The 17,325-nt window shown below is 60.0% G+C and carries 17 protein-coding genes and 2 pseudogenes; 14 read left to right on the plus strand and 5 right to left on the minus strand.

The annotated features are described in order from the left end of the window. Positions 1 to 136 precede the first annotated feature (136 nt). Positions 137 to 1,417: a D-tagatose-bisphosphate aldolase, class II, non-catalytic subunit gene (locus tag NO934_RS20140; protein WP_309164010.1), complete on the minus strand. Its 1,281-nt coding sequence runs from the start codon at positions 1,415 to 1,417 to the stop codon at positions 137 to 139. A 100-nt stretch (positions 1,418 to 1,517) separates the two neighbouring features. Between NO934_RS20140 and NO934_RS20145 the strand changes: the two genes are divergently transcribed. The 11 genes and pseudogenes from NO934_RS20145 to NO934_RS20195 all read left to right on the plus strand — a co-directional run. Next, entirely contained in the window at positions 1,518 to 2,291 is a 774-nt protein-coding gene (locus tag NO934_RS20145; protein WP_309164011.1) for a DeoR/GlpR family DNA-binding transcription regulator, read from the plus strand. Beyond that, positions 2,288 to 3,262: a BadF/BadG/BcrA/BcrD ATPase family protein gene (locus NO934_RS20150; protein WP_309164013.1), complete on the plus strand. Its 975-nt coding sequence runs from the start codon at positions 2,288 to 2,290 to the stop codon at positions 3,260 to 3,262. Before NO934_RS20145 ends, NO934_RS20150 begins: the two co-directional genes overlap by 4 nt. After that, the gene (locus NO934_RS20155; RefSeq protein ID WP_309164015.1) at positions 3,259 to 4,212 is read left to right on the plus strand and encodes an SIS domain-containing protein; all 954 of its coding nucleotides are present in this window, start codon (positions 3,259 to 3,261) and stop codon (positions 4,210 to 4,212) included. The genes NO934_RS20150 and NO934_RS20155 overlap by 4 nt, the downstream gene beginning before the upstream one ends. Positions 4,213 to 4,226: 14 nt before the next feature. Continuing rightward, positions 4,227 to 5,546, plus strand: coding sequence for an alpha-glucosidase/alpha-galactosidase (locus NO934_RS20160; protein ID WP_309164016.1), 1,320 nt, complete (start codon positions 4,227 to 4,229; stop codon positions 5,544 to 5,546). A gap of 24 nt (positions 5,547 to 5,570) precedes the next feature. Beyond that, on the plus strand, positions 5,571 to 6,626 hold the full coding sequence (locus NO934_RS20165) for a sn-glycerol-3-phosphate ABC transporter ATP-binding protein UgpC (protein WP_309164017.1): 1,056 nt from the start codon (positions 5,571 to 5,573) through the stop codon (positions 6,624 to 6,626). Continuing rightward, on the plus strand, positions 6,623 to 7,720 hold the full coding sequence (locus NO934_RS20170; RefSeq protein ID WP_309164019.1) for an amidohydrolase family protein: 1,098 nt from the start codon (positions 6,623 to 6,625) through the stop codon (positions 7,718 to 7,720). The genes NO934_RS20165 and NO934_RS20170 overlap by 4 nt, the downstream gene beginning before the upstream one ends. After that, positions 7,717 to 8,973 carry a sugar ABC transporter substrate-binding protein gene (locus tag NO934_RS20175; protein WP_309164021.1) on the plus strand — a complete coding sequence of 419 codons (1,257 nt, stop codon included), beginning with the start codon at positions 7,717 to 7,719 and terminating at the stop codon, positions 8,971 to 8,973. Before NO934_RS20170 ends, NO934_RS20175 begins: the two co-directional genes overlap by 4 nt. Before the next feature lie 5 nt (positions 8,974 to 8,978). Next, the gene (locus tag NO934_RS20180) at positions 8,979 to 9,863 is read left to right on the plus strand and encodes a sugar ABC transporter permease (RefSeq protein WP_309164023.1); all 885 of its coding nucleotides are present in this window, start codon (positions 8,979 to 8,981) and stop codon (positions 9,861 to 9,863) included. After that, the gene (locus NO934_RS20185) at positions 9,860 to 10,696 is read left to right on the plus strand and encodes a carbohydrate ABC transporter permease (protein ID WP_309164024.1); all 837 of its coding nucleotides are present in this window, start codon (positions 9,860 to 9,862) and stop codon (positions 10,694 to 10,696) included. The genes NO934_RS20180 and NO934_RS20185 overlap by 4 nt, the downstream gene beginning before the upstream one ends. 535 nt (positions 10,697 to 11,231) lie before the next feature. Further along, a pseudogene (locus tag NO934_RS20190) lies at positions 11,232 to 11,493 on the plus strand (DUF1778 domain-containing protein). Then, positions 11,463 to 11,867, plus strand: a pseudogene (locus NO934_RS20195) (GNAT family N-acetyltransferase); the annotation flags it as partial. The pseudogenes NO934_RS20190 and NO934_RS20195, both read left to right, overlap by 31 nt. Before the next feature lie 170 nt (positions 11,868 to 12,037). Here NO934_RS20195 and NO934_RS20200 read toward each other — a convergent pair. The 3 genes from NO934_RS20200 to NO934_RS20210 form a co-directional block, all read right to left on the minus strand. Continuing rightward, entirely contained in the window at positions 12,038 to 12,502 is a 465-nt protein-coding gene (locus tag NO934_RS20200; RefSeq protein ID WP_309164403.1) for a hypothetical protein, read from the minus strand. Between the two features lie 602 nt (positions 12,503 to 13,104). After that, a complete protein-coding gene (locus NO934_RS20205) occupies positions 13,105 to 14,241 on the minus strand; it encodes a GGDEF domain-containing protein (protein ID WP_309164026.1) in 1,137 nt (378 codons plus the stop codon). 431 nt (positions 14,242 to 14,672) lie between these two features. Then, the gene (locus tag NO934_RS20210) at positions 14,673 to 15,158 is read right to left on the minus strand and encodes a helix-turn-helix domain-containing protein (RefSeq protein ID WP_309164028.1); all 486 of its coding nucleotides are present in this window, start codon (positions 15,156 to 15,158) and stop codon (positions 14,673 to 14,675) included. Between the two features lie 88 nt (positions 15,159 to 15,246). On the opposite strand from NO934_RS20210, the gene NO934_RS20215 reads away from it, so the two are divergent. The 3 genes from NO934_RS20215 to NO934_RS20225 are packed head-to-tail and all read left to right on the plus strand — an operon-like array spanning position 15,247 to position 16,776. Further along, positions 15,247 to 15,888 carry a dihydrofolate reductase family protein gene (locus tag NO934_RS20215; RefSeq protein WP_309164029.1) on the plus strand — a complete coding sequence of 214 codons (642 nt, stop codon included), beginning with the start codon at positions 15,247 to 15,249 and terminating at the stop codon, positions 15,886 to 15,888. 17 nt (positions 15,889 to 15,905) lie between these two features. After that, positions 15,906 to 16,229: a YciI family protein gene (locus NO934_RS20220; RefSeq protein WP_309164030.1), complete on the plus strand. Its 324-nt coding sequence runs from the start codon at positions 15,906 to 15,908 to the stop codon at positions 16,227 to 16,229. Positions 16,230 to 16,245: 16 nt separating this feature from the next. Beyond that, on the plus strand, positions 16,246 to 16,776 hold the full coding sequence (locus tag NO934_RS20225; RefSeq protein ID WP_309164032.1) for a dihydrofolate reductase family protein: 531 nt from the start codon (positions 16,246 to 16,248) through the stop codon (positions 16,774 to 16,776). A 147-nt stretch (positions 16,777 to 16,923) separates the two neighbouring features. On the opposite strand, the gene NO934_RS20230 is transcribed toward NO934_RS20225, so the two are convergent. Beyond that, complete coding sequence (locus NO934_RS20230; protein ID WP_309164033.1) at positions 16,924 to 17,295, minus strand: helix-turn-helix domain-containing protein; 372 nt, start codon at positions 17,293 to 17,295, stop codon at positions 16,924 to 16,926. Positions 17,296 to 17,325 lie beyond the last annotated feature (30 nt).

Here is a 17,325-nt window from a genome sequence, read left to right on the forward strand (position 1 = left end):
TAGCGATGCGCGCCATCCAAGACGCCACGCGTCCTGCGATCTGGAGGATAGTGCGATGGCCGCCTTTCTCGTTGGATAGGGACGATTGTAGGGCTCTTAAGGCCGACGCGCCGACCTCCTCATTTCGTTGGCAATTTCAAAGTGCGGCGGTGCGTGTATCTGCGCGAACCGCGCTTGCGTATTTCATGAGCACCACTTTTACAGCATGCAGCAGCAATTCGCGTCGGCTGGTTGGTACCTTGCCGGCTGCAACGGCAGGCCAAACTGGGCTGAGGTATTGCGAGATCAGCGTTTCTGGGATCGGCTGCTCTCCAAACCGCGCCAGAAGTTCGTCGAGCAGTTGTTGCGCTTCGGGCTTGGCCCAATAGTATCGGATGCGGTCCGAATAGCTGTAGTGGCGCTGAATCCGCTGCGCGGTAGCGTCGCCATGATAGTAGCGCTGCCAGTGGCTCGGCTCGGAATTCATAAGTGCTTCCATCCCGGATCGAAGGGATGATTGCCCGAACATTTCTTGGGCGATGAGATCGAGCCCATAAAGCGCTTCACGCAGGGCAAAGGTGAGCCACGGCCCGACCTTGAGGATGGCAAACCCATCCTCGACGAGCCCAGCCAGCCCTTCGCATGTTTGGTAATCGGTGGAATGAGCCTCAAAGACCATCCCCAGGGGCTTGCGGGCGGCCGAGAGGTCGCGTGCGGCTTCCCGGTCGTAGAGCACTACATTTTCGTGCCCGAACTCGACGCCGGGCTGGACCACAAGGCCAACGACGCGCTCGAACACCTCGCCAATGCCCGCTTGGGCAAATGCCTCGCGATGCTCGGCAACGGTTTGTGCCGCATCGGTAGGGGCGGTCACCTCGAGATCAGCGACGTGCCCGGTGGCCCCGCCCGGAACGGGCACTTCGGTACCAATTACATAGGAGAGGATTTGCCCGTTTCCATGTCTCTCGGCGGTTGCAGCCAGCGCGGCTGCCCGGGCAGCGATGGTGGGACCGGGCAGGGGGGAGGCATCGTCGGCGCATTCCATTGAGGCGTCGAGATGGATTTTAGAAAACCCGGCCTCGGCATAGGCAGCAATCATGGCTTGCGCCTTTTCCATGGCTTGGTGCGCCGGTAAGTCGCGCCAGGGGTTAGGGCCGAGATGATCCCCACCCAAGATCAGCTTTTTTGAGTCAAACCCGGTTTGTTCAGCAATGGCGAGAACGAAGTCGCGGAAATCGGCCGGCGTCATGCCGGTATAGCCGCCATCCTGATTAACCTGATTGCACGTCGCTTCAATCAGCACCGGGCCATCACTTTGGCGCCCATAGCTCAGCGCCGCTTCGATCACCAATGGATGGGCCGAGCAAACCGAAACTAATCCGCGCGGGGCGCCAGCGTCATGGTCAGCAATCAATTGGGCAAAAAATGGGTCGCGCATCGGTATCCTCCAAGCTGTATGTGATCAATAATGATCAAAAATGTGATTGACAATGGCTATTGATGATCATTTATTTAAGCGAAAGAGAACGCAGGCGCTTATGAAACCCGACCGCTTCACCGCTATCCGACAGGTTCTGTTTGCCCGCGGGCAGATGTCGATCACAGACATCGCCGCTGCGGTGCAGGCGTCCGAACCCACGGTCCGGCGCGATTTGACGCTTCTCGAAAAAGAAGGGGTGATCGTTCGCACCCATGGCGGGGCGCGAATTGCCGAACAGGCGGGCGGAGAGGTTGCGTTTGAAACCAGAGAGTCGCTGCGGCTGCCAGAAAAGCGCGCCATCAGCGAAGCGGCTTACGAGCTCCTTACCCCGGGCTCCTCAGTGTTTTTCGACGCCGGCACCACAGTTTTGCAGTTGGCACGCCTGATCCGACTGCGTCCCATCGCACTCAATGTCTTCACCAATTGCCTGCCCTTGGCGCAGGTGTTGATGCATGTCGATGCGATCAAGGTCACACTTTTGGGCGGCGTGGTGCGCCAGGAAAATGCATCGGTCGTCGGCCCGCTGGCCGAGGAGGCGCTCGAAAAGCTGCGGTTTGACCGGGTCTTTCTTGGTATGGGCGCCATGGGCGAGGACGGCGCCATCTATACTGTCGATCCCCAGGAGGCCCGCTTCAATGCGCTGACCCTGCAGCGGACCGCCAACACCACCGTCCTTTCGGACTCCACCAAGTTTGGCACCTATCTCACCCATCAAGTGTGCGTTATCGGCCCAGAGATTGGGGTCATCACCGACAATGGGCTGAGCGCCGACTGGCGCTCGCGGCTTGAGCGGCTTGGGGTCCAGCTCCAACTGGTGGAGCCGCTCTCATGAGCTTGGTCATGGGCATTGATTGTGGCGGTAGCAAATCTATTGCTGTCTTGGTCGATAAGACGGGCAGGATCGCAGATCTCACTGTCGGCCCAGGTATTGATCCTACCGCCGCCGAGAACTTTGAGGCCGAACTGGCGTCATTGCTCGACGCGTTGGTCCCAGACGGCTTGTCATGGGCAGCGGCAACGGCCGGATTTCCCTATTTTGGCGAGGTTTCTCGCTTCACCGCCATAGAAACCGAGCTTGCCTCTCAAAAGCTCGGTGCCATGGCTCGCCCCTCCAATGATGTGGAAATCGCTCATATCGGTGCGTTTGGCGGCGGGGAAGGGGTGCTCTGCTTGGCCGGCACCGGATCGATGGCGTGGGCCAAAGGGCCCAAGGGCACAGCCCGGGCCGGCGGGTTTGGCGATATCATCGGCGATGAAGGTTCCGCCTTCCGCATCGGGCAGCGCGCCCTTGGCTTGCTTTCGCACGAGGCCGATGGACGGCGACCGCGTTCTGCCTTCGGTAGCGCTCTTGCCCAAGCAGCCGGCATCGAAACCGATCAGTTGATCGAATGGACCTATAGCCATGCCAATGTGCGTGCCGGCGTTGCGGGTTTGGCCCGCTATGTTTCGGCCCTGGCCGAGCAAGGCGACGCGGAAGCTCAGGAAATTCTTTCTGGAGCAGGCTCTGAGCTTTCAACCCTTGCGCTGGCGGCGGCCAAGATGGCTGGGCTCGGACAGGGTGCGCCTCTTGCTCTGGCGGGAAGTGTTTTCGCCGATCCCGTGGTGCGCGCAGCGCTCACCGAGCGGTACGGCGCCGACCCGATCGCCAGCCAGCTATCTCCGGCTGGCGGCGCTGCCCTTGATGCAGCCCGTCGTGCCGGCTGGCACATCGATCCCGACTGGATCGAAAGGCTGCGCGATGGCCTCAAACAGGGAGGCCATATGAGCTTCGCACCTATCTCGAATATAAAGGAAGACCTATGAAATCGGTCACCGAAACCGTGATCCGGGACCAGTTCCCCTTTTTGCGGGACGCTTTGACCCTGCCGGCTTCCCAGCTCAAAGCCCCCGTTCTGGTGTTTGTGGGGTGCGGGACCTCATACTATCTGGCCCGTACCCTTGCGGCAGCCGCCAATATCGGCGGCCGTCCCGCCATTGCCGTGCCGGGCGCTGAATGGACCCGCTTTGCAAACGCCTATCTCGCTTCCAACGACGGCGCCGTGGTGATTGGTCTTTCGCGTTCGGGTACCACCACCGAAACGGTTGCCGCGATCAGTGCTTCGCGCGAGCGGGGGCTCAAGACCGTGGCGATCTCGTGCGAGGCCGGCTCGACCATCCTCCAAGCGGCCGAGGAGGCGGTTTATCTGCCCACCGATCCCCGCGAAGGGATCGTGATGAGCGTTTCGGCGAGCCTAATGCTGTTGGCTGGCCTGCGCATGGTGGGCGTAAGCATCACCGAGGACGACATCACCTTAGCCCAATCTTGGCTCGTTGCCCTCGATGCGGCGATACCGATTATCGAGGGGCGCAGCCATTTCGTGTTTTTGGGGGCCGGCGCGCTTTACGGCATTGCCTGCGAAGGTGCGCTCAAGCTCATGGAAATGAGCCTTCATCCCGCCCAGGCCTTCCATCCCATGGAATACCGCCATGGCCCGATCTCGCTTATCGACGAGCGCTCACTGGTCGTCATGCTCTATAGCGCTCAAACCCAAGGTGATGAGGCGCCGCTTGTGGCCGAGCTGCAAGCCAAGGGCGCCCAGGTCATCGGATTTGGCGGACCTGGCGATCTCTCGATCGGCCAAGCAGCCGATGGCCCTGCCGCCGCACTGCGCGTCCTACCCGCGCTCCAGCTTTTGGGCGAGAAAGTCGCCATCAGCCAAAACATCAACACCGAAACCCCGCGCCACCTCACCAAGGTGGTGGTGCTCAACTGAGAGAAAATACCCCCATGGCCAAGATCACCCTTGTCGGGGCCGGTTCAACCGTTTTCGCCCAGAATATTTTGGGCGATGTCCTCTCCAACCCCGAACTTGCAGACAGCGAGATCGCGCTCTTTGATATCGACGAAGAGCGGCTTTCGACCTCGGAAATCATGTCGCGGCGGATCGGTTCGACCCTGGGGCTCGAAAAACTCAAGATCACCGCATCCACCGACCGGCGCACAGCGCTCAAGGGCGCTGACTTCGTAATCCTGATGATGCAGATCGGCGGCTATAAGCCTGCAACTGTTATCGATTTCGAAATCCCGAAAAAGTTCGGCTTGCGCCAGACCATAGCCGATACGCTCGGGATCGGCGGCATCTTTAGGGCCCTGCGCACCATCCCCGTTGTGCTCGATATCGCCCGGGACATGGAAGAGCTTTGCCCCGATGCGCTGATGATGAACTACGTCAATCCCATGGCGATGATTTCATGGGCCGTCCAAGAAGCCCATCCCAACCTCGCCTATGTGGGGCTTTGCCATTCAGTCCAGGAGACCGCTGGGCACCTAGCCCGTGTTTTGGGCGAGAACATTGCCGACATCAATTACCGCTCGGCGGGCATCAATCACGTCGCGTTCTTTTCCAAATTCGAAAAGCGCTTGGCCGGCGGCGGGCGAGAGGACCTCTATCCCCGCTTGAAAGCGATCGCCGAAAGCGGGCAGGCCCCCGAGGGCGATAAGGTGCGGTTCGAAGTGCTCAAACATTTGGGGTATTTTGTGACCGAAAGCTCCGAGCATTTCAGCGAATACACCCCCTGGTTCATCAAGCGCGGTCGCACCGACCTTGTCGACAAATTCCAGGTGCCGCTCGATGAATATATTCGCCGCTGCGAAGAGCAGATCGCCGAATGGGAAGAGCTCAAGACAGAACTTGAGGACGAGACGCGGCCGCTCGAAGTCGAAAAGTCCAACGAATATGCTGCCGCCATCATCCACGGCATGGTGACCGGCACTAACCACCTCATTTACGGCAACGTTCGTAACAATGGCCTGATCGCCAACCTGCCCGGTGCCGCTGCCGTGGAGGTGCCCTGCCATATCGATCGCAACGGCATCCAGCCGATCCGTGTGGGTGACGTCCCCGTCCAGCTTGCCGCGGTGATGCGCTGGCAGATCAACGTGCAGGAATTGACCGTCGCCGCAGCGCTTTCGGGCAAGCGCGACCACATCTACCACGCAGCGATGATGGATCCTCACACGGCGGCCGAATTGGCGCCCGACGAGATCCGAGCGCTTTGTGATGAGCTCATCGCTGCCCACGGCAACTACCTGCCCAATTACAACTAGAACCCAAAAAGGGGTATTGATCCCATGGCAGAGGTTTCGGTTTCCGGGCTCAAAAAGGCCTATGGCAGCACCGATGTTATCCACGGCGTCGACTTTGATGTCGCCGATGGAGAGTTCGTGGCGCTGGTGGGACCTTCGGGCTGCGGAAAATCGACCCTGCTGCGCATGATCGCAGGGCTGGAGGACATTTCCCAGGGGACGATCTCGATTGGGGGCAGGAGGGTCAATGATGTCGCGCCGAAAGAGCGCGACATCGCCATGGTTTTTCAAAACTACGCCCTCTACCCCCACATGACGGTCGCCAAGAATATGGGCTTTTCGCTCTACCTTCATGGCGGCACCAAAAAGGAAATCGAGCGGCGCGTTGATGAAGCGGCCGCCATGCTGGGACTCACCGACTATCTCGATCGTTTGCCCGGGCAGCTCTCGGGTGGCCAGCGCCAGCGCGTGGCCATGGGCCGGGCGATCGTCCGCCAGCCTTCGGTGTTTTTGTTCGACGAGCCGCTCTCCAATCTTGATGCGGCGCTGCGTGTGCAAATGCGGGCCGATATTCGCGCGCTGCACGACAGGCTCGGGACGACTTCGATTTTCGTGACCCACGATCAGGTCGAGGCGATGACCATGTCCGACAGGATCATCGTCCTGAAAGCTGGCCGGCTTGAGCAAGCCGGCTCACCGCTCGACCTCTATGATAGGCCCCAGAACGCCTTTGTTGCCGGCTTTATCGGTTCTCCCGCCATGAACTTGCTGCCGGCAACGGTCGCTGAGGGCAGGGTGGTGCTCGCCGACACCGTCTCGGTGCCGGCCCAAACAACGCTATCGGGTTCGGTCACCTGGGGCATCCGGCCCGAACATCTCGATTGGGCACCGGGGGCAGGTGAGGGTGTTCTGAGCGGCAAGGTCGCAGGGCTCGAGCGCACGGGCTCGTCAGATCTGGTGATCACCGAATGCGCAGGCCAGCGCATAACGGCGCTGTTTCAAGAGCGCCACCCGATCGCACGGGGCAGTGCCATACACTTGCGCCCACGGCCAGGCCATTCGCATTTTTTTGACGCGGAGAGCGGAGCGCGCGTTCAATGACGCTCTTGCTCGATGAGTTTAAACCAAAGCCCGCCGTTGTGCGGCCGCAGACCCATCTGCGCGGGCCCTCCATGCCGTTCATAGACGCCCATAATCATTTGGGCAGGTTTGGTGGCAATTGGGCTGCACGGCCGGCCGAGGACCTCTTTGTCCGCATGGAGGACTATGGGTGCATTCACTATGTCGATCTCGATGGGGGCTGGGGCGAAGATATTCTCGATGACCGTCTGCGCCGCTACAAAGCCCTCCACCCGGAGCGCTACCGGGTGTTTGGCGGGGTCGATTGGTCCCTTTGGGAGCAGGAAGGCAACGCGTTTGCTGAGAAGGCCGCGGCACGGTTGCGCGCGCAAGCGGCCCGCGGGGCCCAAGGGCTTAAAATCTGGAAGCCGTTCGGGCTCACCGTGCGCGATCAGCACGGCACATTGGCCGCTGTCGATGACCCTCGCCTTGACCCCATCTGGGAGACGGCAGGCGAGCTGAACCTACCGGTCCTCATCCATGTTGCCGATCCGGTGGCGTTTTTCGATCCCGTCGACGCTCAGAACGAACGCTGGGATGAACTCGGAGCCCATCCGGAATGGTCGTTCCCCTCTCCGCCATTTCCCACTTTCCTCTCGATTGTCGAAGGCTTTGCCAATCTGGTGCGGCGGCACCAGAAAACTACATTCATCGGTGCGCATGTGGCCTGCTATGCCGAAAACCTGGCCTGGGTATCGGCGCTTCTCGATCAATGCCCCAATCTCTATATCGATTTTTCGGCTCGGATCGCCGAATTGGGTCGGGTGCCCTATAGCGCGCGCGAATTGATGATCCGGCACAGCGCCCGCATCCTTTTTGGCACCGATGCCGGTCCGAGCCCCGAGGCTTGGAGCCTTTATGCGCGCTTTTTAGAAACACGGGACGAATACTTCAACTATTCCCCCGAACCCACGCCCCCCCAGGGGCGCTGGATGATCTACGGCCTGCATCTGCCGCAGGACGTTCTTTGTGCGATCTACCACGACAACGCAGCACGGCTGTTCGGCCTTCAAGCGGCGGAAACAGATCGCATCCAATCGGTGCCAGATACCATCACAAAGCGAGGAAACACATGAGACTGCTTACAACAACCGGGCTTGCCCTGATGCTCAGCGCAGCCATTGCGACAAACGCATCCGCCCAGACCGATATCACCTTTTCGCTCTGGGGCAGCCCGCAGGAGGGTGAGGTTTGGCAACAGATTGCTCAGGCGTTTGAAGCCGAGCATTCCGACATCAACGTCAACATCGAAGTCGCCGATTGGGACGGCTATTGGGAAAAGCTCAGGGTGCAGATTTCCGGCGGCACCCCGCCCGACGTCTTCGCGATGGACGCACCGCTCTATCCCGATTGGCAATCGCGCAACGTCCTCCTAAACCTGCAGCCCTATCTCGATGCCGAGCCGGAGATCCTCGACGGCATCTACCCCATAACGCTTGAAGCCTATCAGACCGAAGAGGGGCTGTTCGGGCTTCCGCGCGACTTCCAGACCATCGTCCTGTTCTACAACAAGGGCATGTTCGATGCAGCCGGGGTGGAGTACCCAACCGAGGACTGGACATGGGAAGACTTCCGCGAAGCGGCTGCAGAGCTCACAATCGATGAAAACGGCGATGGCACCATCGATCAATGGGGAGCCTGGGCCGAGGTTTATGACATGGAGCCTTTCTGGGGCCCGGTCGTCTGGTCTCACGGTGGTGAGATAGTCGACCCTGAGGCCGGCGAGACTCTGCTCGACACCCCCGAGGCCATGGCCGGGTTCGAATTTATCCGTTCGGTCTGGCTCGACGACCAATCCATGCCCACGTCCGAGCAGCTCTCCCAATATGGCTGGGACGGACTCCTTTCGGGCGTGGCGGCCATGGGCTTTTCCGGCCACTGGTCAGTACCCGAATATCACGGCGCGGGCCTTAATCTTGGTGTGGCTCCTGTCCCCAGCGGCCCGACCGGGCGCCAGACCATCGTCAATTCGGCCGGTTTCGTGATCTCGGCCAATACGCCTAATCCTGACGCGGCCTGGGAATTCGTCAAATACGCCACCTCTGAAGCCGGGCAAGCGGAGCTGGCCCAGATCGGTTTGGCCATTCCCATTCGCGAGAGTGTCGCCAATTCCGATGCCTATCTGGTCCAGGACTCCCCAATCGACCATTCGCTATTTATCGATGCGCTCGATTATGCCCACGTCAAACCCTCTTTCCGCGGCTATGAGGAATGGTCGGGCGCTGTGGGTGATGCGCTTAGCCTTGTGTGGGCCGAAGGCTACCCTCTCGAGGACGCCCTGGCCGAAGCCGTCGACTACGGCAACCAAGCTCTGGCACGTAACCGGTAAGCGTAATGGCAACTCTCCGTCCAATGGGGTCCGAGCGAATCTGGCTGCTGATTTTCCTGCTGCCGACACTGCTCGGGCTGGCGCTCGGCGCTTTCGGCTCGATCTTTGCAAGCATCGGCATCAGCTTTTTGGACTGGGACCTTTTGACCCCGCCGCAGGCGGCGGGGTTTTCCAATTACATCAACCTGCCCAACGACCGGCTGTTCAACCAAGCGTTCTGGAACACGTTGGCCTTTGCCGGCCTCTATGTACCCCTAACGGTCGTGATCAGCCTGTTCGTGGCCTTGGGGCTTAACCGCAGGCTCCCCGGCACCACGTTCTTCCGCATCGCCTTTTTCCTGCCCACCGTGTCCAGCCCGACGGCCGTGGGCCTGCTTTGGACCTGGATCTACGCCCAGGACAATGGCGTGCTCAACGGAATTATCACCGCAATGGGCGGCGATCCGGTGCGCTGGCTTAGTCGCGACGTGGCGCTCTATTCGGTGGTGATTGCCAATGTTTGGGGCGCCATTGGCGGAGGCATGATTATCTTTCTTGCCGGGCTCCAGGCGATCCCGAAGGACTTCTATGAGGTCGCCTATATGGACGGGGCCAAGCCCTGGCAGCGTCTTTGGTTTATAACGCTACCCGCTTTGGCACCCTCTATGTTTTTTCAGGCCGTACTCACCACGATCAATGCCTTCCAGGCCTTTGATTACATCTACATTCTCACCCGGCTCGGGAACGGCAATTCAACGATGCCGACCATGGTGTTTTCGATCTATCGGAGCGGGTTTCGCTTCTTTCGCATGGGCGATGCGGCAGCCCAGGCGGTCATTCTGACGCTAATCATCCTGGTGCTCACCTGGATCTATTTCCGGCTGCAAAAGAAATGGGGAGCGCAAGCATGAACGCAGTAGCGATGCGGCGCAGGGTATGGGGCGACGTGCTGGCCTTTTCGGTGCTTGCGCTGGGCGCGCTGTGCATGGTGGGACCATTCATCTGGATGATTTCGACCAGTCTCAAGCCCATGGCCCAGCAATACGACATGCGGCTGATCCCCGAGACGGTAACGGTTGAAAACTATCCGCGCCTCATCGAAATCATGCCGATCCACCTTCAGCTCTGGAACAGCTTTTTTATCGCTGCGGTCTCAACCTTTGGGCAATTGCTGACCTGCTCGATGGCGGGCTTTATCTTCGCAGTCGTGCGATTTCCGTTCAGAAACACCATCTTCGTTATCCTGCTCGTCACGCTGATGGTGCCGGCCCAGATTACCGTAATCCCGCAGTTTATCGTTTTCAGGTTCTTGGGCCTTTACGGCACGCAGGCGCCGCTTTATCTGCCCGCCTTTTTGGGAGGTGCCTTTGGCACCTTCCTGATGCGCCAATATTTTCTCACCATTCCTAAAGAATTGGCCGAGGCCGCGCGAATTGATGGGGCGTCGCTGGCAAGGATATTTTTCACGATCTATCTTCCGCTTGCCAAACCGGCACTGGCCGCCTTTGCCATCTTTGCCTTCATGTTTTCCTGGAACGATCTGTTCAACGCGCTGATCTATCTGCCCTCCAACATGGAAACAACGACGGTGACCGTTGGCTTGGCCCTATTCCAGACCCAATATGCCGGCCAATGGCCGTTGATGATGGCCGGATCGCTTCTCGCGGTCGCCCCGATCATCCTCGTCTTTTTTCTCGCTCAGCGCTATTTTATGGCTGGAATATCGATGAATGGGCTTAAGTGACCTCACCGTCGGGCAGCGGTTCCTAAGATGGCCGAGTGCACGCCCTGCACAGCCCAAGATCAGCAGCAACCGCGTAGGCCGGCAAGGAGTCGAGTTCATCCGCGTTCGCCGCGGGGCGTCCAGGCGCCGCTCAGCTGTGAGCCGCAGCGGGAATGCTCCTCATCGAAATAACAGCAAAAAAGCATCCTAGAGGACGCAGTTCCGTCATTTTGTCCGAACGTCCTCACGGCTCGGTCGGGGCCATCTGATTGATTATGGGCAATATGCCTCCTAATTTGTGGCACATTGCCACGGGAGCTAGATATGTCACTTCTAGGCACACAATAATCAAAACCCTCGCCCGCCGAATGCATTTGAGAATGCGAACGGGGGAGCGGATAAATGGACGATCGCTTCACCTCTACCCTGGATTTGACGACGCGGCTGCCCAGCACCACTGTATAGCGGGGATATCGAGAATGGGCCGAACTGGCGTTCATTGCCACAAGGAGAAGCGCCATGGCCAGCACCGCCGAAGGCAGGAATACGGATCTCAATGCGCCTGCCCGAGGCAGATATAGCCATGATCGATCGCGCCGCCAGCTTGCGCGGCCGCTCGCGTTCCGATTTCGTGCGCGACGCCGCAGTGCGTGCGGCCGAGGAGGTCATCATGGAGCAGGGGCTGATCCGGATGAGCCCGAAAGGTTTTGCTCAGTTCATGGACGTGCTCACGCGTCCGGCCGCTCCGGTTCCGGAGATGGTAAAAAGCCCTGAAGCGGCCCGCGCCATGGGAGCCCGGCTGCGTAGCCAAGCGGTAAGCCCTTGCTCCTTTTCGGGTCCCGAACCGCCTAATCCCGCTCACGATGTGTCAAAGTTCGCCTGTGGCAAGCCGATTCTTGACCACTGGCTGAAGACGCGCGCCCTCTCCAATCAGCAGAAGAGCTTCACGGCCGTTCTCGTCGTTCATGAGGCGGGGCGCGTGGTCGGCTACTACGGTCTTGCGCCTACCGGTGTGGTGCCTTCGGTCCTGCCGCGTGCAATGCGAACTGGCCAGCCGCCCAACCTGGTCCCATGCATGCGGCTCGGACAACTCGCGACCGACACCGGATGGGCTGGTTTGGGCATCGGGACCGGTCTTGTCAAGCATGCCCTCCAGCGCTGCGTTCAGGCCGCTTCGCTGATCGGCGGCAGGCGATCTCTGGGCTATCTTGAGGCGCCCGGCCCTCAGCGCAGGTGGTTGGGTGCTGATTGTTGCGATGAGCGTTTGGCAAACCGGCATGCGTGGGCAAGAGTGCAGCGGCCAATGGAAATGGCCGCCCCTGAGGAACGGCCATTCTCTCTGCTTATGCCACGATGTGCGGCCTATTCTACCAAGCCAGCGGCTTGGCAATCTTCAAGCGTGATTGCCTCCACATCGATCGTGGCGGCGGCACCTGCGCCGGCTGCAGCGTCGCCACCGGCTGCGGCTCCGTCGGCGGCCATGTCATCACCGGCTGCGGGGTCTGCGGTCGCATCTCCGCCAGCGGCATCACCGGCGGCGCCTGCGTCAGCGCCCGCCGCGGCATCGGCTCCACCAGCCGCCGCGCCTGCGTCGGCTCCGGCTTCACCGCCGGCTTCTGCACCAGCAGCACCGCCAGCAGCATCACCTTCGGCTCCTGCGGCCGCGCCTTCATCGGCGAGCATGTTGCAGTGTTCGGTCACTGCCGGAAGATCTTCGTCGCTGACCTGCTGATCGCCAACCATGGTCTGGGCGAAGGATGCGGAACTCAGCGCCAGGGTGGCGGCGGCCGCAAGTGCAATAGGTGAGACGAGCAATTTGATGGTCATGTCGTTCCTCCTCGAACGGTTCCAATGAGCGGGACGCTCGTCGATTAACCTTTCTGGCAGGAATGACGTTTCGGTTGGTGGGAGGCGAAAATAACCCTCGTTATGAATTGGGAAGCGCAAGACCCGATCGTTGTGGGCGTGGCTAGTGAGTTGCAGCATCTCGTACCAGCCGCGCGCATTTCTATGGCCGTGCCAATCTCTACTACGACTTCGCCGGTGGATTTGATGTCAATGTCGCTGCACGGGATTCTCGAGCGGAGGCGACACGCTCCATGGGGAGATCGGCATCGGCGGCTCTATCAACTGGGCTGATGATAAATATTCGTTCTATGGCGAGGCAAATTTCAGCACGAACCTGGAGAACATCGGCGACAACAGCGCGATAAGCGGCACAGTTGGGTGCCGTGTACGTCGGTAGTGTCCTGGAGGAACACCGCCGTCATCAGGTTCTTTGTGTGATTGCAGGCGTCTGACATTAATCCCTGTGGATCACGTGATGGATCAGATCCGATTGATCACAATCCCCCTGGGATGGCTGGAGAGGTGGGCTTGACCATCCACCGGTGATTTCTCTGGAGGCGAGGAAGTTCCCCGCCTCAACTTTAGCCTGCAAGGTCGAGCGCCGAGTGGTTGTTTCTTTTGCTCCAGAACATGAGCTCATCCGCCCGCTCAAGGCTTTCGAACAGGCTGAGCGAACCCCCGGGGCTCCATTCAGCTACGCCGATGCTGGCTGATAGCTTAATCGGCCGGTCGTTCCATTGAAGAGGGGACCATTTGATAGCATCGGTTAACCTCATTGCCATCCTTCCCGCCTCCACCTTGCTCGTATGCGGGAGAAGGACGCAAAATTCGTCTCCCCCCACCCGGGCAAGTACGGCGTTTTCCCGCAGAACAGAACGAGTTAGACCGGCGATATGGATCAGCGCCGCGTCCCCGGCAGCATGACCATGCCGATCATTGATCGATTTAAATTTGTCGAGGTCTATCATCATCAGGACCGCCGATGCTTTGTCCCGCCGCGCCGCTTTCTCGCAAAGCAGCATCCTTTCGCGCAGGCCACGCCGGTTCAGCAGGCCCGTGAGATCGTCGCGGGTGGCGAGATCGACGAGATTCGATCTCAACCGATCGGCCACCATCAGCAGAAAGCCGAGATTCCACACGCTTCCGCCTATGATGGCGCAGACCAGGAACCAGGCGGCAAAATCGTAATATATTGCGCTCGAAAGCATCCCAAGAAGGCGGAGCAGGTTTGCAACTGCTTCGCCGCCCTGACCCAATATGACGATTAGAGCAGCAGTGGCAGCAACCAACGTCCCACCAGAACGAGGCTTAGCAGTCCACAGCATTGCGAGCGCCAGCGAGACCGGGACAATCTGGCTGACTGCTGCGACAAGATTTACCGCTTCCTGACTTGACCCAATCGCAAGGAGGCCAACCATGGTGCAAACCATCAGGATGACCACAGGGCGGCCGTCGAACCGATGTCCGCGGAAGACGCGCAGCCCCTGCCACATTGTAGCGAAGCTCCCCGCTACAAAGCTCAACCCTGTAAACCCCAGTGGACCGCCTTCGCCCAAAAACAGCATCGGCCCGCTGGCGCATGTCATGAGCAGCGCCGCGAGCCAGTAGCGGGCGGCGGCCATAGATCGATAGCTGTACGCGATCAGGGCCCAGACCGCCGCAAAACTTGCGGAGTTAAGCAAGATGATGACGTACAAGGTGATGAAGTCGAGTTGCATCGCCGCCGCTGGGAAATAGCCACCTCAACGATCGTGCCCGTGACGGCAGCGGGGTGACACCGTCGCGCGTTTATACCCAGGTTGCGACGAAATTCTTAATGCGCTGCCCGATCTTTTATCTATCTCGTGCGACGTTGCCGGTGACGCCAGTGCGGCAACCGTTTCTCTACCAAAGAACCATTGAGAAGAAAGTGCAGTTGAACGGCAGCTATTCGACCTCGGTGCCCGAAAAGCGGTTCGACCGCAATCGGTCCCAACCCGAGGCAGCAATGCGCTCTCATCTCGGACCTTCGCAAGTCTGAACCTAACTCCCCTAAGGGGTCATTTTCTGCAAACTGATAGAAGGTCACGGCAATGACCCTCCATTTGTTGTCGATCGCCACGGTTCCGGTGGCCACGCGGTCAGCGCCTATTTCGTCGTAGCCTATGAATCATTCAGCTAGCACCGCCAGATAAACCTCGGCCAGCTCCTTAATCACCGAGCGTTGCGGGGGCTCCGCGCCGAGATGCAGACTGCGCAACTCCGCCATGAAAGCCGCCCACATTTCCGGTCCGCCTTCTTCAAGCAATTGGGCACGGATCGACAACTCGCGGGTCGCCGGCGTGAAGCGCCTACCCCAAGCGCCCATCTGGGCAAGCAACGGCACCAGTTGGATGGCCGGTTCGGTCAAGCTGTAGACCGTCTTCTGTTTGTGCGCCGGTTCCGGACTGGTCGAGAGCAGGCCCGCTTCCACCAGCTTCTTCAGCCGGTTAGCAAGGATGTTTGAGGCGATGCCTTCCTCGGAATTGTTGAGCAGGGCGCGATAGTGCCGTCGGTTGCCGAACATGATGTCGCGGATGACGATCAGGCTCCAGCGATCGCCGAGTGTCTCAAGGGTCAGATTGATTGGGCATCCGGACCGGATTGGCTTGTCCATGCGGGCTCTCCGTAAAACTGCTTGCAATATAGGGACAGCCTTGGTAGCAAACAACTGCTTGCAATTTGCATCCGGAAAGGATCCAGCCATGAGCAAGGTAATCGTCTCTGGGTTCTCGCTTTCGGTCGACGGCTACGCCGCCGGACCGAACCAGAGCCTGGAAGACCCGCTCGGAAAACGTGGCGAGGAACTGCATAGGTGGATGGTCGGTACGGCCATGTTCCACGAGATGCTGGGCAAAGACGGCGGCTCCAAGGGCATCGACAATGATCATGCCGCTCGATCGATGGAGGGATTCGGCGCCTTCATTCTCGGCCGCAACATGTTTGGCCCGATCCGCGGCGACTGGCCCGACGAAGAGTGGAAGGGCTGGTGGGGTGACAATCCGCCGTACCACCGTCCGACCTTCGTGCTCACCCACTACCCGCGCGATCCCATCGAAATGGAAGGCGGCACGGTCTTTCACTTCGTCACCGACGGGATCGAGGCAGCGCTCGAACGAGCCAAGTCAGCGGCCGGGGACAAGAACGTGAAGATCGGCGGCGGTGTCTCGACCGTCCGGCAATATCTTCAGGCCGGGCTGGTCGACGAGATGCATCTCGCCATTTCGCCGGTATTGTTCGGCCGAGGCGAGGCGATGTTTGCGGGCCTTGATATTCCAGCACTCGGCTTTTCCGTCACCGAACATACCGCCACCGAGGCGGCCATGCACATCCTGCTCGCAAGATAGACGAAGGAGCCTGGATCATGCCCAAATTTGTCACAATCGGATATGGCGACCGGGCCGGCTACGACCGTACGCTGCAGGCTGTCAGGGACGCTGCCCACGCGCAGGACGCGGCGCTGGTGGCGGAAGGCGCCCTGATCGGCATCGCCGGCACACCAGTGCAGGTGCGCAATCCGGACGCGGCGGGCGTGGAAGCGCGCGAAGGCCCGTTCATGTCGTCAGAGCTGCCGATCGCCGGGTTCGCGGTGATCGAGGCCGCCAGCCTGAAAGACGCGATCGACAAGGTCTCGCAGGTCCCCTGCGCCGTCGCGCACGGGGTAGTCGAAGTGTGGCCGCTGAAATAGCCAAGGGAGCAACAGAATGGCCAAGCTGGTATTCGGCATGAATGTGTCACTGGACGGCTATGTCGACCATATGAGATTTCAGCCAAACCCCACTCTTTTCCGCCATTTCATCGACGAGGCCGAGGGACAGGCGGGCAGCATCTACGGTCGCAAGATGTACCAGATCATGCGGTACTGGGACGAGGATCATACCGACTGGGAGCCGGAGGGAGAGGCCTTCGCGGCGGCCTGGCGAAAGCAGACGAAATGGGTCGTCTCGGGCACCCTGACGTCGGTCGGTCCGAACGCGACGCTTCTCGGGGATGATCTTGAGACCGAAATCCGCAGGCTGAAGGCCGAACGCGACGGGGAGATCGAGGTTGCCGGTCCAAACCTGGCGCGAAGCCTCACCGACCTCGGCCTGATCGACGAGTACCGGATTTACCTTCACCCCGTTGTACTCGGTCATGGCGCACCCTACTTCGCCGGACCCCGAACGCCGCTCCGCCTGATTTCGCATGATCGAATTGGCGAGGATGTCGTCCGGTTGGCCTACGTTCCTGGATAATCTCTTTCCCGCGCCGGGTAGGTGCTCGATGGCAAGCACATAGGGTTGGAAGCCGCTACTGAGATCGGCCCGCGATGGACGGCAGCTGTCGACCCTCGGCTGCGAGGAGCGGACGGTCGGGAAGCGGCCCCTCCGCAGACGCACGCCTTACTCCGGCTTTGCCACGGTCCACTCAAGAAAAGCGTCAAGTGCTGGACAAAGCGCCTGGCCCCAAGCGGAAAGCCGGTACTCAACCCGAGGCGGAACCTCGGGATATACCGTCCGCTGCACGAGACCGTCGGCCTCCAATTGCCGGAGCTGCTGAGTGAGCATCTTCTGCGAAACCTCGGGAATGGCGCGTTCAAGTTCCGAGAAGCGCATCACCCGTCCGCCAAATAGGTGAAAGAGAATGACCAGCTTCCACCGGCCCTCTATGAGCTTGAGCCCGTTCTCCACGCCCTTTGCGGCCGTTTCGCTGGTGTAGCGCTCCAGCACCTTACTGGCGGGTGCGTGCCCAACTTTTTCGTGCGTTCTTGTCATGGCGAGAGCTTAGTCGCAGATGTTTGCGGC

This window comes from Pelagibacterium sp. H642 (genome assembly GCF_031202855.1).
GTDB lineage: Bacteria > Pseudomonadota > Alphaproteobacteria > Rhizobiales > Devosiaceae > Pelagibacterium.

Bases quoted from the DNA above. Each gene is read 5' to 3' on its own strand.
- NO934_RS20140 (WP_309164010.1), bottom strand. From the start codon at position 1,417: ATGCGCGACCCATTTTTTGCCCAATTGATTGCTGACCATGACGCTGGC.
- NO934_RS20145 (WP_309164011.1), top strand. From the start codon at position 1,518: ATGAAACCCGACCGCTTCACCGCTATCCGACAGGTTCTGTTTGCCCGC.
- NO934_RS20150 (WP_309164013.1), top strand. From the start codon at position 2,288: ATGAGCTTGGTCATGGGCATTGATTGTGGCGGTAGCAAATCTATTGCT.
- NO934_RS20155 (WP_309164015.1), top strand. From the start codon at position 3,259: ATGAAATCGGTCACCGAAACCGTGATCCGGGACCAGTTCCCCTTTTTG.
- NO934_RS20160 (WP_309164016.1), top strand. From the start codon at position 4,227: ATGGCCAAGATCACCCTTGTCGGGGCCGGTTCAACCGTTTTCGCCCAG.
- NO934_RS20165 (WP_309164017.1), top strand. From the start codon at position 5,571: ATGGCAGAGGTTTCGGTTTCCGGGCTCAAAAAGGCCTATGGCAGCACC.
- NO934_RS20170 (WP_309164019.1), top strand. From the start codon at position 6,623: ATGACGCTCTTGCTCGATGAGTTTAAACCAAAGCCCGCCGTTGTGCGG.
- NO934_RS20175 (WP_309164021.1), top strand. From the start codon at position 7,717: ATGAGACTGCTTACAACAACCGGGCTTGCCCTGATGCTCAGCGCAGCC.
- NO934_RS20180 (WP_309164023.1), top strand. From the start codon at position 8,979: ATGGCAACTCTCCGTCCAATGGGGTCCGAGCGAATCTGGCTGCTGATT.
- NO934_RS20185 (WP_309164024.1), top strand. From the start codon at position 9,860: ATGAACGCAGTAGCGATGCGGCGCAGGGTATGGGGCGACGTGCTGGCC.
- NO934_RS20200 (WP_309164403.1), bottom strand. From the start codon at position 12,502: ATGACCATCAAATTGCTCGTCTCACCTATTGCACTTGCGGCCGCCGCC.
- NO934_RS20205 (WP_309164026.1), bottom strand. From the start codon at position 14,241: ATGCAACTCGACTTCATCACCTTGTACGTCATCATCTTGCTTAACTCC.
- NO934_RS20210 (WP_309164028.1), bottom strand. From the start codon at position 15,158: ATGGACAAGCCAATCCGGTCCGGATGCCCAATCAATCTGACCCTTGAG.
- NO934_RS20215 (WP_309164029.1), top strand. From the start codon at position 15,247: ATGAGCAAGGTAATCGTCTCTGGGTTCTCGCTTTCGGTCGACGGCTAC.
- NO934_RS20220 (WP_309164030.1), top strand. From the start codon at position 15,906: ATGCCCAAATTTGTCACAATCGGATATGGCGACCGGGCCGGCTACGAC.
- NO934_RS20225 (WP_309164032.1), top strand. From the start codon at position 16,246: ATGGCCAAGCTGGTATTCGGCATGAATGTGTCACTGGACGGCTATGTC.
- NO934_RS20230 (WP_309164033.1), bottom strand. From the start codon at position 17,295: ATGACAAGAACGCACGAAAAAGTTGGGCACGCACCCGCCAGTAAGGTG.